The organism is Ralstonia mojiangensis, assembly GCF_023955645.1.
Taxonomy (GTDB): domain Bacteria; phylum Pseudomonadota; class Gammaproteobacteria; order Burkholderiales; family Burkholderiaceae; genus Ralstonia; species Ralstonia mojiangensis.
In genome coordinates this window covers 1,060,871-1,074,560 of sequence record NZ_JAMXHU010000001.1, presented here as the reverse complement: position 1 = coordinate 1,074,560, position 13,690 = coordinate 1,060,871, and the positions used below count along the sequence as shown (strand labels likewise).

Annotated in this window: 15 protein-coding genes; 8 read left to right on the top strand and 7 right to left on the bottom strand. The window is 56.8% G+C overall.

All coding sequences use genetic code 11. The annotated features are described in order from the left end of the window. Positions 1 to 24: 24 nt before the first annotated feature. Positions 25 to 744, bottom strand: coding sequence for an FRG domain-containing protein (locus tag NG898_RS05125; protein WP_252691344.1), 720 nt, complete (start codon positions 742 to 744; stop codon positions 25 to 27). Between the two features lie 347 nt (positions 745 to 1,091). Here NG898_RS05125 and NG898_RS05120 point away from each other — a divergent pair, with 347 nt between their 5' ends. Next, the gene (locus NG898_RS05120; protein WP_252691343.1) at positions 1,092 to 4,010 is read left to right on the top strand and encodes a BT4734/BF3469 family protein; all 2,919 of its coding nucleotides are present in this window, start codon (positions 1,092 to 1,094) and stop codon (positions 4,008 to 4,010) included. A gap of 293 nt (positions 4,011 to 4,303) precedes the next feature. On the opposite strand, the gene NG898_RS05115 is transcribed toward NG898_RS05120, so the two are convergent. From NG898_RS05115 to NG898_RS05100, 4 genes are all read right to left on the bottom strand, one after another. Further along, entirely contained in the window at positions 4,304 to 5,014 is a 711-nt protein-coding gene (locus NG898_RS05115) for a hypothetical protein (RefSeq protein WP_252691342.1), read from the bottom strand. A gap of 2 nt (positions 5,015 to 5,016) precedes the next feature. Then, positions 5,017 to 5,244 (bottom strand): hypothetical protein, encoded by a 228-nt coding sequence (locus NG898_RS05110; protein WP_252691341.1) that lies wholly within the window; start codon positions 5,242 to 5,244, stop codon positions 5,017 to 5,019. Between the two features lie 154 nt (positions 5,245 to 5,398). Then, positions 5,399 to 6,418 (bottom strand): site-specific integrase, encoded by a 1,020-nt coding sequence (locus tag NG898_RS05105; protein ID WP_252691340.1) that lies wholly within the window; start codon positions 6,416 to 6,418, stop codon positions 5,399 to 5,401. A gap of 235 nt (positions 6,419 to 6,653) precedes the next feature. Next, positions 6,654 to 7,130: a hypothetical protein gene (locus NG898_RS05100; RefSeq protein WP_252691339.1), complete on the bottom strand. Its 477-nt coding sequence runs from the start codon at positions 7,128 to 7,130 to the stop codon at positions 6,654 to 6,656. A gap of 131 nt (positions 7,131 to 7,261) precedes the next feature. Between NG898_RS05100 and NG898_RS05095 the strand changes: the two genes are divergently transcribed. Beyond that, complete coding sequence (locus NG898_RS05095; protein ID WP_252691338.1) at positions 7,262 to 8,071, top strand: hypothetical protein; 810 nt, start codon at positions 7,262 to 7,264, stop codon at positions 8,069 to 8,071. A gap of 189 nt (positions 8,072 to 8,260) precedes the next feature. Continuing rightward, entirely contained in the window at positions 8,261 to 8,689 is a 429-nt protein-coding gene (locus tag NG898_RS05090) for a hypothetical protein (protein ID WP_252691337.1), read from the top strand. Between the two features lie 161 nt (positions 8,690 to 8,850). Here NG898_RS05090 and NG898_RS05085 read toward each other — a convergent pair whose 3' ends face one another. After that, positions 8,851 to 9,579 (bottom strand): hypothetical protein, encoded by a 729-nt coding sequence (locus NG898_RS05085; protein WP_252691336.1) that lies wholly within the window; start codon positions 9,577 to 9,579, stop codon positions 8,851 to 8,853. Beyond that, positions 9,576 to 10,514 carry a hypothetical protein gene (locus NG898_RS05080; protein ID WP_252691335.1) on the bottom strand — a complete coding sequence of 313 codons (939 nt, stop codon included), beginning with the start codon at positions 10,512 to 10,514 and terminating at the stop codon, positions 9,576 to 9,578. The genes NG898_RS05085 and NG898_RS05080 overlap by 4 nt, the downstream gene beginning before the upstream one ends. A gap of 464 nt (positions 10,515 to 10,978) precedes the next feature. Here NG898_RS05080 and NG898_RS05075 point away from each other — a divergent pair, with 464 nt between their 5' ends. Genes NG898_RS05075 through NG898_RS05055 form a run of 5 tightly spaced genes read left to right on the top strand, consistent with a single transcriptional unit; the run spans position 10,979 to position 13,520 of the window. Further along, entirely contained in the window at positions 10,979 to 11,398 is a 420-nt protein-coding gene (locus NG898_RS05075; RefSeq protein ID WP_252691334.1) for a PAAR domain-containing protein, read from the top strand. A 2-nt stretch (positions 11,399 to 11,400) separates the two neighbouring features. Then, positions 11,401 to 11,904, top strand: coding sequence for a DUF4123 domain-containing protein (locus NG898_RS05070; protein ID WP_252691333.1), 504 nt, complete (start codon positions 11,401 to 11,403; stop codon positions 11,902 to 11,904). Further along, on the top strand, positions 11,891 to 12,238 hold the full coding sequence (locus tag NG898_RS05065) for a hypothetical protein (RefSeq protein WP_252691332.1): 348 nt from the start codon (positions 11,891 to 11,893) through the stop codon (positions 12,236 to 12,238). The genes NG898_RS05070 and NG898_RS05065 overlap by 14 nt, the downstream gene beginning before the upstream one ends. Continuing rightward, on the top strand, positions 12,238 to 12,813 hold the full coding sequence (locus NG898_RS05060) for a restriction endonuclease fold toxin 5 domain-containing protein (RefSeq protein WP_252691331.1): 576 nt from the start codon (positions 12,238 to 12,240) through the stop codon (positions 12,811 to 12,813). The genes NG898_RS05065 and NG898_RS05060 overlap by 1 nt, the downstream gene beginning before the upstream one ends. After that, positions 12,810 to 13,520 (top strand): Imm52 family immunity protein, encoded by a 711-nt coding sequence (locus tag NG898_RS05055; RefSeq protein WP_252691330.1) that lies wholly within the window; start codon positions 12,810 to 12,812, stop codon positions 13,518 to 13,520. Before NG898_RS05060 ends, NG898_RS05055 begins: the two co-directional genes overlap by 4 nt. The last annotated feature ends 170 nt before the right edge of the window (positions 13,521 to 13,690 follow it).

The window sequence follows — 13,690 nt, the reverse complement described above, 5'->3', positions numbered from 1 at the left end:
TACAGGCGCAGTGAAACAAGCTCACTACTTGTCTGCATCAGGTTTCCGCATCCGGGACGTGGCGGCATTGACATGCGCGGAAAGGCCATCAAGGTCGGGAAACAGATGCGACCGGTCGATCCCGTAGTCTCCCAAATGAGTCACGATGTCCGCCTTCAACGCGGCTGGAATGTCCAACCGGAACAGATTGGGCCATCCTTTCGTTACACGTGACTCCATGACATCAATCGGGTGCGCGGCGTCACAGTGAACGGTAAAGACACCGCGCTGGTTAATGACGCGGGAGAATATCGCCTTCGGAAGGTAGCCGAACACACCCTTCTTCTCCTTCAGGGACTCACGGGTACTCTCGTCGGTCAAGATCACATTGCACATCTCGTACATCCAGACCGCGCCGTCCTTGTCCGCATGATCCGAACACGCGAAGTAGCACGCAACCAATGGATTCATTGACCAATCGAGAAGACGTGTTGCAAGGCCATGATGCTGTGCCAGCGCCAGTTGTTCAAGATAGCTTGACGACAACGACGTGTATGCAACTGCCTTTTCGGTCCAGTTGAGGAATCGACCAAGGTCCCTGTTATCCGGCAAATAGAACTCAGGTCGCCCTGCTTTCGGCAACAAATCCCAACTTGCTTGAGCGTGCCCTCTGAACAGCCACCCCACCCCGTCGTGGCTTCTGAATCCGCGAAAGACCTTGTGAAGCATGTCCACATCAGTCAGCTTGATCGTCCCGTATTCCATGTTCTTTGATTTGTTGTTGATCGAACTCCCCTAAGCCTGAAATTCTCTCAGATACAGCACTGCATAACCTGACGTGATTCAGAAATCGGTTGGTCATGCGTCTCCACGCCCTTCGGTCGTGCGCTTCGCGAACACAAATTGTCCTTGGTCCTGCCCCTTCGCCCAAAAACAGGCAGTCATCTCCTATATAGATATAAACAAAGACCCAATCGTCCACATCCCCTTCCTAAGTCCAGAGGTGCGCCGCCTCGACCGCCCGGACAATGCATAAGTAAACGGCAGCACAAAAAAAGACCCCACTGGACATGCATCCAGCAGGGTCACGTACCCATAAAGCTACCGACCTCATGAGTTCAACTATTTATACGACCATTGCGCCGTCCGTGTATTCGGCAACGGCACCGGCACTGGAATCCATCGAAGAAATCATCGCATCCGTCCGGGCTGGCAGTTACGAGGATGTCATCAACCGCATCCGTGACACCGACGAAGACGAGAAACGCAGGCAACTGAAACTGGACACCCTGCCGGTCTTCTACCCAACGGTCCGCCTTGGTCCGAAATACCGCCTTGATGAAAGCAGCCAGCCAACCGGCATTGTCCAATTCGACATCGATAAGAAAGACAATCCCGGCATGGACGTTTCCGCCTTGCGGGCCAAGGTGATACAGCACCCGGCGTGCATGTATGCGTTCGTGTCACCATCGGGCGGCTTGAAGTTCGGCATCTTGACCGATTTCGCCCGTCCATCGGACGAAGCCATCGACATCACGAACCAGCGGTTCAAGATCGCGTACCGGCTGTGTGCTCAGGCCATCCGGCAACACTGCGGGCGTCTTCGGTTCAATGACGACCCTGCGGTGAATAAGCTTCGCCAGTCTTGCTTCCTATCGCACGATCCCGATGCATTCTTCCGGGCGGACTGTACGCCCTTGATGCTGAACGATCAGTGCCCTGCACCGCTGCCCGCACTGGAAACTGAGACGATGGCTGACATCGTGTCGGTCCAGCTTCTCTTGGAACACATCCCACGGAGACTACGCTACAAAGCCCGAACCAGTGTGAACCTGTGCGTGCTGTTCATGCTTGGCCGATCAGGCATCCCCGTGTTGATGAATCACTGGCAAAAGGAAAACAAGGCGAAGCTGGCACGACAATTGGAAGATTGTCTGCGCGGTGCGAGGTATGGAAGCCTTTACCTGTTGCAGGCATATGCAAGAGACTTCGGCGGCTACCAGCCATCACAAGGCGGATGGGATCGCCGGAAAGTGCAGCCACAACCCTGTGACTATCCCCTTGACCCACTGGCGACACCAGCCGATGCCACTGCCGAGTTGCAGGCCATCATCCGCGAATTCGTAAATGGCAAGGACTCCCACTTCGTCAATGTCACGACAGGTGCAGGAAAGACTCGCACCGTACTGGAAGCGCTGTCACGTGAAGTCAGCCACAACACCAAGGTCCTCGTGCTGGTCCCGACCCACAAGCTGGCCGACGACATCATTGGTTCCTATGACGAAATCCGCGCTACCGATGTCTCCAATGCCAACACACTGCGTGGAAAGGTGCAGCGTTCGACGGTCGTCAAGTTTCATTCGCGCAAGGCTTTATGCGAAAACGAAGAAGCTAGAACAACCCTTGAAGACAATGGTGTCGGCATCCCGGTCCAATACTGTCTGTCGCAGTGCATGTTCCGAGGCCAATGCCGGTACACGGACCAGTTCAACACGATGGCGAACATCCGCGTGATGACCCATAACGAGTGGTTCAATGAACAGTCGGCGTGGTTCAACGGCAGCAGGTTGGCAGACAACTACACCATCGAACCGAATCGTAACCGTGCACCGTGGGTGCCGGACTACATCATCATTGACGAGGACATCCTCAAATTCGGCGAGGTGCAAGCAGAAGTCGCATCGGCGCGCTTCCCTTCGGTGGAGCGGATCATTGCCAGCGTCAACGCTGGAAGCACCTTGCACGATGCCGTGTGGGAGCACAGCGAACAGGTCATGCGTGATGCCATAACCAATCGGAAGCCGGAAAGGCCATCGCCCAGCCTGTCACCAGCAGAGTATCTTGAAGCGAATCGGCGCAGCACTGCCAAAAGCCGATACTCGAAGATCATTGCCCAATTTGCAAACTACTGCCGGTCCGACGATCCCGCATTCCTCGATGGCATGTGGGTCGAAGACGATACGATCTATTGGTTGCCTCTACCGGCATCGGCAAAACGATACGAAGGCATCCCGACGCTGTACTTGGACGCCACTGCGCACCCCGCCATCGTTCGACGCTTGCTGCCGGGCGTCCAGTTCCACCGTATCGCGGTGCGCCAGCATGAGGATGTGCATCTGTTCCAATTATCGAACGCGACAATCACGAAGGGGTGGCTGGAAGAAGAACGGGGAAGCAACATCCCAGTGCTCATCGCTGGTCTTCGCAAAGTCGCGGCGCAATATAAGAAAGTCGGCCTGATTACCTACAAGACGGTTGGCAAAGATGACCAGTTCGCCACGACACTGGCGACGGCTATCGGTGCAGAGACGTGGACGCATTTCGGTAACTTGCGCGGCGTCAACACGATGCAGGACATGGACTGCTTGTTGGTGGTCGGGCGGCACTCGCTTCGGATGGACACGATGCAGGTCTACACACAGGCCATCTTCGGTACTGGTGCTACTTGGGAAACAATCTATACGGACCAGCCGGTGCGGATGAAGGATGGCAGCACGTGCCGCCTGAACACCTTGATCGCGAAGGACCCGTGGCATCAAATCATCTATGACCAGACATCGCGGGCTGAAACCCTGCAAGCCATTGGTCGGGGCCGACCAGTGCATGGTCCGAAGAAGGACATCTACGTGTTCTCGAACGAGAACCTGTCTATCGACACCGAAGTGGCTGAATTCTTTCCGTTCGAGCGGTACTTCGAACGACCATCGGCTGCACCACGCCAGGCTGCGATACTTGTCACGCCAGAGGCTCTTGAACGTGTCCGAGACAGAGGTTATGTACAGTTGAAGCGCAACGACCTGATCGAACAATTGGGTCTGACTGATTATCAGGTGAGCGCATCGAAGAAGAAGGAACAGATCGCGTGTGAACTGGTCGCCAATGGCGCCAGCAGGATCGACGCAGTTGTTCAATACCGCAAAGGCAACACCGGGCCGAGGACCTATCTGGTCTTCGACATGACAAAGCTGAAACAGGCCCTTGCAGACGACGGTGAACGGCTGGACGAATGGCGCACCGTCCTGCCAGACTGATGTTCGGTACAGTGATTGTGATGGTCAGTGGTCGCATTGGTCTAAGCAGTGACAGTCGGACACCATTGTCCCGGACCATATGGGCACCGCTGTGGCAGTGCCGACCGTATGGTCCACTGTCAGACCTCACCGACCACAGTGACCGTTACCAGTGGGACACCAATGCAGCCAGTCGGGCAGGATGATCGCTGACACCAATCGCGCATTTGGTGCCTCCCGGACACCATTGGACCAGTGTCATGCGGCTGAACAATATCCCAATTGGCCATGACACAAGGAACGACGAACTTCCATCAGTCCGGCAACTGCGTCGCCCGCAGGCAGCGGCCAGCAGTATCGATCCATACCCGACAGTGTATGTCCGTGGCATCGGCGTCTTGCGGCTGGATTCGAATTTGAAGATCAGTCTCAATTTTCGGAATCCGGCACATGTTGCCCCAGAAGCCGTTACCAGCAGGACCGTTCAAGCCAATGTCTTTGTCATCGATGTTTGGTGATTCTCGCGAGAACCAATACGCAACGAATACATGCTTCTTTGACTTCGGCGGCAGATCGAATTGATCGACAAAGCGTGGCCCCGTCGCTCCATTGGCTTGCGCCACGTTCATGATGTAGGCGATGCAGTCCTTCAGATACACGTCTGACCGATTTCGGACGACAGCCGCAACGCTATAACCACGTACTTGGTCGTTGAATGTTAACTCAGGCGACCGCACGTCATCTGTCACCATCAAAGCAAGCGGGTGCATGTATCGCCGGGTTTTGAAGACGGCGACTATCGCGTAGATGCCCAGACCAATGACGAAACCGCCGAACGCCCCGACAACGTTGCTCGTGAACTGATTGCTAGCCGCGTGGATTCCCAAGTTGGCGAGAATAAAGCCGCCGAACGTGCTGCCGATCAACGAGAGCCATCCAAATGTCTGCGCGAATGCATCATGCGTCGTGTACCAAAGCCAGCGTCGCACAAACAGCCGTGTATTTTTCCAATCCATCCGTCCCACGATCAACTCTGTGTTGACACGAATTCGTTTGTCTTCAGTGACAGCAACTGGTCCGCATCCGCTTGGGCCATATCGCGATCTGACCGTGCTTGATCGCACTGGTACGTTTCGATGTGCTCCTTGTTGTGGTCAGTGACCGTCAGCAAGGTAACGACACCCTTGAAGCGTTCTGTCCAGCCGTTGTTGGAACGGACCGTGAACGCCTTTGCGCGAACAATGTTCTTTTCCATATGCTTCCCCGTTTCGTCATATACGTTGACGTTGGAAACATGTTGCGCCACGCGTCGGCAATGAAAATCCCCACGAAGGTGGGGTGTCTCGCCGGTGTCATACAAAATGGGATGGCAGCCTGCACAGATGCGCTGCAACGCCCGACCGCCCGCTTCAATCGAGTTTCTTTGCCAAATCCTCTGCCCGAAGATGCGTATATCGCTGAAGCATAGCTAGGGTCTTATGACCGGTGATGCTGGCGACCTCCATGAGACCCAGCCCATGTTCAAAGAAGCGGCTTGTCGCTTCGTGACGCAGGTCGTGCAGACGAATGCCAACAAGCCAGCGCGGGTCCACGTGCTGATTCAGCCTCTGGCACTTCGATTCGTACCGCTTGCGTGCCCTGTGCACAGACCGGCTGAAAGCCCGCGTGAAGGCATCAGGCGTGATGGTGAAAGGAACCGCACTTCCTGTGGCCTTGCGGGCGTGTAGAACAGCAACGGCCACGCTGGACAATGGAACGGTGCGCGGTGTGTCCGTCTTGGTTACGGGCAGATGTGCAGTACGCCGTTCGAGATTGATGTTCTCCCACCTCAAGGAGGCAATTTCACTTCGACGCATACCGGTGGCGACAGCAAGACGGATGAAATCCCGCAATTCCGTGGATTCGGTCGCATCCATGATCGACTGCATTTCGTCTGGGTGCACTCGGCGATCCCTGCCTTGCGGCGCACGTGGCTTGATTACCTTCGGTACACCGCCCGGCAGCACAATGCCCCACTCTCTCGTGGCAAGCGTCAATACCCGGTTCAACAGGTTCAGTTCATGGATGACCGTCTGGGCGGATACCGACCGAAGCCGTGCGTCGCGATACGCGACAAGATGCGGCGAAACGAGAACGGACAGCTTGTACGCACCGATTCGCTTCGTCAGTGTCCTCACCCGGCCCTTGTCGCTTTTGCCGCTGCGCTTCGTTGGCGACACGTCTCGCAGGTAGCGTGCAAGCAGGTCAGCCACCGTGGTTCGTTCGGCTTCGTCACGATTGACGAACACGCCGCGTTCGATCTCAGATTCGATCATGCGGCCCCATGCAGCGGCATCAGCACGGGTTTCAAAAGTCTTTGTCCGTGGTGGAAACCCACGTTTACGAACTTGGCATTTCCACTTGTCACGGTACTTCGAAATTGCTGCCATTGCGTCTACCTCACGGTAGTCGCAGTGTGCTCAAAGTGTGCTCGGATTCACTCCGTGTCCCGCAAACCCTTGTCAGATAAGGAAACAGGGACCAAAGCATGATCGCTTCTAAGCCGACGGTCGGGGGTTCGAATCCCTCTGGGCAGGCCAATACCATAGCCATCGCATGGGTTAGGACGCGCAAACAACTCCGCGCAATTCTTTCGCCATGTAACCCCGTTGTAAGCAGATTTCATCAATGCGGTTGGGCGACGCTCACTGAGCTATTGCCGTCTACCGACGCCCGCATCGGCGGCACCGACAACAGCCGGACGGACGGTTCGGAAACACCGCTCTCTCGCAGCGGTGGACGGACATCGCGACGCATTTCCCGCAACAGGACGTTTACTAACTGGTCGTGGCGCTCATCGCTGCGTTGGGTGTTGCGGTATGAAATCTCATCTTGAAAAGCGTACAGCGCCGTCAAAACGGAGGGCGATGCAACAAGCGTCAGTGCGTTCACGGCGTCCGCGTAGCGCGCTTGCGCGCTAGGAGTGATCTCCCGCCCTTGCACCACTGCGGACAACGCAGCGACGTATTCTCGATAGTGCTCCAACTTCGCCTTTCGCCAATCCGCCTCATGCTCGCGCTTCTTCGTCAGTACATACGTCACCACCGCAACCAACAGGCCAAACACCCCAGTAGCAACAGCAGCAATGATCGCGTTTTCCATACTCGCTCCTCTTTCGTGTGCCTGGAGTCTGAGTCCTGCAGCGCCCCCATCGATGTAAGTACTGTACTGGACGGCGCCCGGTGTTTGCTAAGCTGTCGATCAATGAGGAACCGGCGCCCCATTGGACCTGCATGACCGACAACATCATCACAGTTGGACGTAATCCTGAAACGAAATACGTTGCGTTCGGCGACGATTGCCACTTCAACGACATTTGCGGATATGCGTATGTCGTGGTCAAGCGCTCTCGTATCTCATGGACATTGCGGGAGCTCAACAGAATCAAGGACGAATTCGGCATCCCGCGCACCACCCCTCTGCACTGCCGGGTGCTGTTCAGTGCTGATCAACGCCGCAGCGCCAAGCTCGATCATCTTGATGATACGCAAGCGCGATCAATCGTAATCAAATGCCTTCTCTTGCTGAACAACGTCTGTGCGCACGTGCGCTTTGCAAACGGTAGCCTAGGCGCGTATGCAGCAGCGATGGGTGACTCCATCGAGATGCGGAACCAAGCCGGCGACATTGAAGTCGTTTTGCCCGTACATACGAGCCCTAAAGCGCTACTTAGTCTGCTTGCGCAGATTGCTTTGATGGTGCCCGCATCCGACCGGAAGTTCGCACGTGCGGAGGAGTGGGAGCTCGTTATCTCGCAAGATGCGACGAAGATAAAGTCAATCGGCAACGGCAAGCGTCAGGTCCACAATCTGATGAGCGGCGGGTTTTCTTCAATAGGGGCACCGCAAGGGCAATTCCATCAGTTTGTGCCACACGTCAGCACCGAAGCCGCGCATCCTCTACTTCAGCTTGCTGATGTTGCCGTGTACTCCCTCACTCATGCGTTGGACGTTAGCGAAAAGACACGATTCTGGCGCACACAGTTGCCAACGATTCGCCTATTGCATCAAGTTCCTTATTCGCCTGTAAGGTCCCCTGCCTGAGGGCCACTTGCAGCAAGTCGGCACCCTGAATCGTCTATTTTTGGTTAGCTCTCAAGGAAAAGAGCGATGCATTGCTCCTCTGTCAGAATGACTCGCGCCACTCGTGGCGCAGCCCTTCGATCCCTCGTCGCGCAGTACATTGCTGAGCATCGGCCACGAGCCCTGCGCGAAAGGGACTTCTTTGCGAGCATGCCCTCGCTCGAACTTGCCATTCACCATGCGGCCCTTGCCCTCGATGATCGCATCCCACCAAAACGCTACTCGCACCAGTGCCGCATTCGCCTCGCACCTATGCGAAAGGCAAAAGAGCTTTTACTGCGAGCGCGAAAACAACTCGAAGCAAATACAACATTCGACGACCTCCACACCTTCTTGGCGGCTACGTTCACCGATATTCCCGGACTCGGCGCCCTGTATACCTATGACACAGCCCTCCGCCTCGGGTTCTTTCTCGGATTGGAGCCCACGTCCGTCTACCTGCATGCTGGAACCAAGGTTGGTGCTCGCGCTTTGGGGGTGACCGCATCACGCATGGTCAGGGTGTCCAGCCTTCCCTCCGCATTGCAGGTTCTGCCACCGCATGAGATCGAGAACTTTCTATGCATATTCAAGCCGTAAGCCAATAGCTAGCCGGCTATTCCAGCGGACAGATCTCGCCTTTTGTTGACTGCGATCGCTAGCCCTCTCCGTTTCTCCCAACAATGCCATGGCGATCACGCCTGCGGCAGTTGCAATTGAACCCGTCGCTCAGGCACGGGCCCAACACAACACTCGGCTGCTCAACGGACAAAATGGTCAATGGGGTGCTGAACACGATCAGGGGTCTTCTCTTTGCGAAGACGCTGCAAATACTGGAGCGCATTCTCTGAACACTGGAGATCGGAGTGTTCTTCGGCGCCAGAACTCTCGTCCCCGCCCATGCGCCGGGCAATCCGAGCAGAAGCTGGCAAAAGACCCACGGGATCATCAATCGGCGTTAAGGTGATTACAGGTTCCTCGTTCGCTCGCGTCGCTTGGAAGCTGTATAAGCGCTGCTTCTGTCCACCCACGTACGCGTAAGCGAAGGCGCGAAGCCTACCGTGATGGATTTCCCCCTCCACCAACACCGGCAGCAACATGGGATTCAGCTCACAGACTGACTGCGTAAATATCTCGCCTACGACAGCTCCCTGTTCGGTAGTGAGACTGAGTTTGATCGGAGCGTCAGATTGGTGATAGTCCTGGACGTCACCCTCTTCGCGGCTAGACCAGGTTCCGGTCCAATTCGAGTCGCCATAGAACCAGCTCTGTGATTCTCGGTAGAGTTGAGCGGCTTCCAATGGCAACTTTCGCAACGTGATGATGCTCTCGACGCCGTGCGTCAGGACGAACGCGAGAACACCACCAAAGGCAAACCAAAGGGATCGCGACTTCAATAGCCGGGCAGCCCATTTTTGGGACGCCCTTTTCTTTTCAAGGGCCGCTTGGCGACGACGCCAAGGAAGATCCGGCTTGTTCTGCACTGTCATTGTGTTTTCGGCGTTGCTTCATTGGCTACCTGCGCAGGGCCGGTAACTTGCTCGCGCTGAGCCGCGAGACGTTGCTCTGCCTCCGCGACCCGCCTTCCAACGATCTCTAATACTTCGGAGGTCAATGCTTCCTGTGCCTTGGCGAAAGCCGACTCATCGAATGGCAGCTCCATCTCCCTCCGCAGCTCCGCCAGCACTGGCGGAAACAAAGGCCGAATCTCTGCAAGCCGCTTGATGAGGGGCTTTAGTGCACTGACGTATCTGGTATCTCGCTCCAGCGTAACAGCAACCAGTTGAGCGTTCAGGGCTGCAATCCGCTCCTCGTGGGCCCGAATCGAGACAAATGCCCGCATGTCTGATTGGATATCTGCATTCCGTTGCATCTGGACAATCTGCCGCTGCTTGATCGCCGTCTGACGCAGTTCGATTTCGAGCTCCCTCTCCCGTTCAATCGCCTTGTAATGGTCGCGAATCTGATCCAGCACAACCCGATGCGCATTGCATTCATTCCACGTGAGATTTAGCGCTCCAGCTAACCGCTGGATACCTGCAACCGTTGGAGGGGCCGCCACAAGCATTGCTTTAGAAAAGCTTGTTATTCCGGCCGCAAATTCACCCGAGATTTCGTCTCGCGCCTTGCTGCTTTCTAAGAGTGCGGCGATCGCGTTCAGTGCACTGGTCGCCCCCTCGAAGGCTGGGAGAAACACTTCTCGTCGTAGCCCCATCTCGCGCTCGATTTTCTTCAGAAGGACGGTGCTATTGAGATCGGCCTGGCGCATCGCACCGCTGTGCAGAGTTGTAAGTATCACACCACCCAAGGCCACAAGAGCACCGTATACAGTGTCCGGTAGTCCTCGATAGCAAATGATTGCCGCCAGCCCGATAACAAAAACAGCAAGCACCAACCAGAACCGCTTTCCCTCAAGCCCCCACATGACGCCCCCCCCAATTTGACAAATGAATGTTTGCGCGCACCCCTGCTTACTGTAGGTGCATGAATCCGCATATGTCCACTGCCTCTCGCCACGCCCCTCTTATGAGAGCGGCTCGAAGGCACCTGGGCACCTGCATAAAAACCCCTCGATGAAGTGGACAGGTGAGCAGGGTCCTTACCGCGCCCGCTGCGGCGTTAAAGCATCCCCAGGTACCGCTACGGCACCCACAGAAAGGCGCCTCAGGCCGCACCAGCCGCCCGTACGCGTACGATTGAGCGTGCGGCACCCCTTGAATGAGCGCTCCCCATAAGCACGCGGCGACGCGATATGAACCCGACGCCAGCCGGGCACCCGCTCAGATCAGATTTCAATTTCTTTCAGCAGCCAGCAGGGCCAGCCCCCGCTAGCATGTCGCGCCCAACCGCGATAGCGGCAGGTGCGAACCGCACAACTGAAGGAATCTCATGTCCGCAGGTCAGTCCTTTATCGTCGTGGGAGACAAGACCACCCACGGCGGGACCGTCATCACTGGCGATGGCACGTCTTCCATGTACGGCAAGCCCATGGCGCGCTCAGGCGACATGACGGTTTGCCCCAAGTGCAAAGGCAACTTCCCTATCCTTAAGAGCAGCAGCATCGTGGTCGACGGTGCGGGCAACACCTACGCCCGCCACATGGACAAGACCGCGTGCGGGGCAAGCTTGCTCGCCAGCCAATCCCGTGGAACGGCGAGCGATATGGTGTCGGGCAGTGAACGTGCCAGCAACGCAGCCGAATTGGCAGCACAAGCCGCCAGCATCGCATCACGGACCAACTCCGGCGTCTGCCTGGAATGCCTGATGAAGGCTGCCGCCAGCGGCAGCTCCACCGTCATGCGGGGCTGACGATGGCATCAGATGTTGTTGAGCGCCTGGCCCAACTACGCACGCGCAACCCCGCCTTGCGCCTGTATGGCTTGGTCGACGGCTTCCAATACGAGACACATCGTGGTGAACGCCTGGACTACCGACACGGTTTCGCTTCCCTCTTCCATGGCACACCCGACAGCCCACTCGCACACGCGGGGCCGTGGCTGTTTGATGTCGAGGCGGCCGGCGATGGCGTCACTGCGGATATGGCACGCCTGGAACGTGAGGCGCCCTCAGTGACCTGGCTCATCTCCGGGATGGACCTGCATGGCCTGGCACAACTGCTACAGCTACAACTCGACGCACGCCTGCCTGATGGACGCATCGCCCTGGTGCGCTTCTGGGACCCGCGCGTACTCGCTGAGCTGGTCAATGTGTTGACCGCCCCGCAACGCGAAACCTTCTTTGCCCACATTCACGAATGGCATCTACTGCGCAATGGCGAGCGCGTCCACATCGGGAGGACGCATGCTGACGCTTGACGAAAACCAATGGCAAGCACTGCAGAACTGCGATGCACGCCAGTTTGTTGCAACGGTCTGCGAGCAGTTCCTCGCCAATCGTCCCGAGCTGGTAGCAGCACCCGGCCGTGAGGTCATCCTCGGGCGGATGCAGGCCGCGCACGACTATGCGGAGCGCGTTGGCTTCACCTCCACGCCTCACATTGTTTGGCTTATGTACATGGCTGCGGATGCGCCTACGCTTGTGTCTGATCCCCTCATCGAGACCTATCTGCGCAAGCCTGGCGCCACGCCAGAGCAGCGGCTAGACGATCTGGAGGCCGTATTGCAAAAGAAACTTGAAGGGGGCCTTTGATGGCAGCCGCAGCCGCACCACTCATTGAGGGAGCTATCGCGCGCCTTCTGGTCGCGCTTGGCATAGGTGTCGTCGCAGATGGAGCAACCAAGGAAGTTCTCAAACGGAAAGAGGAAGCCGACAACGCACGCACCGCGCCCATTGCGAAGACCGAAGCGCAGACGAAAGCAAAAGAAAAATGCAAAGACTGCACCCCTGACAAAGGGACTTTGGTAACGCGCAATTGGAACATGTCGGAGGTGTCGCGCGCGTATCAGGCACGCATCACGGGCTTTGCACCCTTCACAGAATGGAACTTTGCGGGCGTTGATTTCGACGGCTTCCGCTCCGCCCCGTGCATCCTGCAGGAGGCCAAGGCAAAGTACGACCAATTCTTTGATGACTTCGGCACCCCGTTTGAATGGTGGAAGGGCGATCAGCCCCTAATGGCGGAAGCGGCCAAACAGGCTCTGGTAGCGAAACCGATGCCCCCTGTTCAGCTACATTGGCACTTTATGCAGCCAAACAGCTACGCCTACTTCAGCAGGATTTTTGCCGCCATGCGGCTCACGATCGAAACGCACTACACACCATGAAGCGACCTTACGAGCTCACCGCTGTCTTTCGCCAAGAGCGTTCCCTGGAAGCCCCCGCCTTACTGCAGGACCTGGCTGCATTTTGCCGTGTGCTGGGCGAACAATCGCCCGAGCTGTCAACGTGGTACCTGAAAGGCGAATCCAAGGAAGAGGCCACCCGGTACGAGGTTTTCGACAGCAATGGACCGACGACAGCAGCAACTGCGGTAGTGACGGAAGAACTTCGGAAAGACGTTGATCCCCGCATCGTCGGCATCTGGAATGGCAAGACAGACTCCAACGGCGCGTCCCTTCAGCTCATCGGTCGACCGCGTCCCGAAACATCGACAGTCATCTTGCGAGTCAAGCCGGGGGCATTTCCTCAGGCCTATGAGAGCGCGGCGGCAGTGGTGCACGCTGCAGCGCTCCAATGGCAAGCAAGCGCGATCACGTTGGCATCCGGTGGGTACTTTCCACTCAAGGTGTTCAAGGATCGCCCCGGCGTCGGCTGGATGATCTATCTGCCAAAGGCGCTGACGGTACAGCAGGTGCCCGAAGCCGGCGCATTGATTCCCGTCATCGACGGAAAAAAGCAAGTTGGCACCATTGTCGTGAGCGTCACCGACGCCCCGTTCTCGGATGCCGATGCAGAGCACGTGCGAATTGCAAACAGGATCGAGGTACGGCTAGTGGACCAAGATTTGTTGCCTCGCTTGACGGATTTGTAGTCGCACCATGGATTTGGTGATCGCGCGAAGATCAAACTGGTTGAGCGTTGCCGCATAGGACACCAAACCAGCAAAACCCAACGTCTCTCCAATGCGGCAGTTCAGCTAGCGGCCGTAGTGTCGCGGACGCTGCCGCAAAGCATTTAGATACCAAGAAATGAGGAATCCGA

What these genes read in the sequence shown, in the direction of transcription:
- NG898_RS05125 (WP_252691344.1), bottom strand. Translation starts at nt 744, where the DNA reads ATGGAATACGGGACGATCAAGCTGACTGATGTGGACATGCTTCACAAG.
- NG898_RS05120 (WP_252691343.1), top strand. Translation starts at nt 1,092, where the DNA reads ATGAGTTCAACTATTTATACGACCATTGCGCCGTCCGTGTATTCGGCA.
- NG898_RS05110 (WP_252691341.1), bottom strand. Translation starts at nt 5,244, where the DNA reads ATGGAAAAGAACATTGTTCGCGCAAAGGCGTTCACGGTCCGTTCCAAC.
- NG898_RS05105 (WP_252691340.1), bottom strand. Translation starts at nt 6,418, where the DNA reads ATGGCAGCAATTTCGAAGTACCGTGACAAGTGGAAATGCCAAGTTCGT.
- NG898_RS05100 (WP_252691339.1), bottom strand. Translation starts at nt 7,130, where the DNA reads ATGGAAAACGCGATCATTGCTGCTGTTGCTACTGGGGTGTTTGGCCTG.
- NG898_RS05095 (WP_252691338.1), top strand. Translation starts at nt 7,262, where the DNA reads ATGACCGACAACATCATCACAGTTGGACGTAATCCTGAAACGAAATAC.
- NG898_RS05090 (WP_252691337.1), top strand. Translation starts at nt 8,261, where the DNA reads ATGCCCTCGCTCGAACTTGCCATTCACCATGCGGCCCTTGCCCTCGAT.
- NG898_RS05085 (WP_252691336.1), bottom strand. Translation starts at nt 9,579, where the DNA reads ATGACAGTGCAGAACAAGCCGGATCTTCCTTGGCGTCGTCGCCAAGCG.
- NG898_RS05080 (WP_252691335.1), bottom strand. Translation starts at nt 10,514, where the DNA reads ATGTGGGGGCTTGAGGGAAAGCGGTTCTGGTTGGTGCTTGCTGTTTTT.
- NG898_RS05075 (WP_252691334.1), top strand. Translation starts at nt 10,979, where the DNA reads ATGTCCGCAGGTCAGTCCTTTATCGTCGTGGGAGACAAGACCACCCAC.
- NG898_RS05070 (WP_252691333.1), top strand. Translation starts at nt 11,401, where the DNA reads ATGGCATCAGATGTTGTTGAGCGCCTGGCCCAACTACGCACGCGCAAC.
- NG898_RS05065 (WP_252691332.1), top strand. Translation starts at nt 11,891, where the DNA reads ATGCTGACGCTTGACGAAAACCAATGGCAAGCACTGCAGAACTGCGAT.
- NG898_RS05060 (WP_252691331.1), top strand. Translation starts at nt 12,238, where the DNA reads ATGGCAGCCGCAGCCGCACCACTCATTGAGGGAGCTATCGCGCGCCTT.
- NG898_RS05055 (WP_252691330.1), top strand. Translation starts at nt 12,810, where the DNA reads ATGAAGCGACCTTACGAGCTCACCGCTGTCTTTCGCCAAGAGCGTTCC.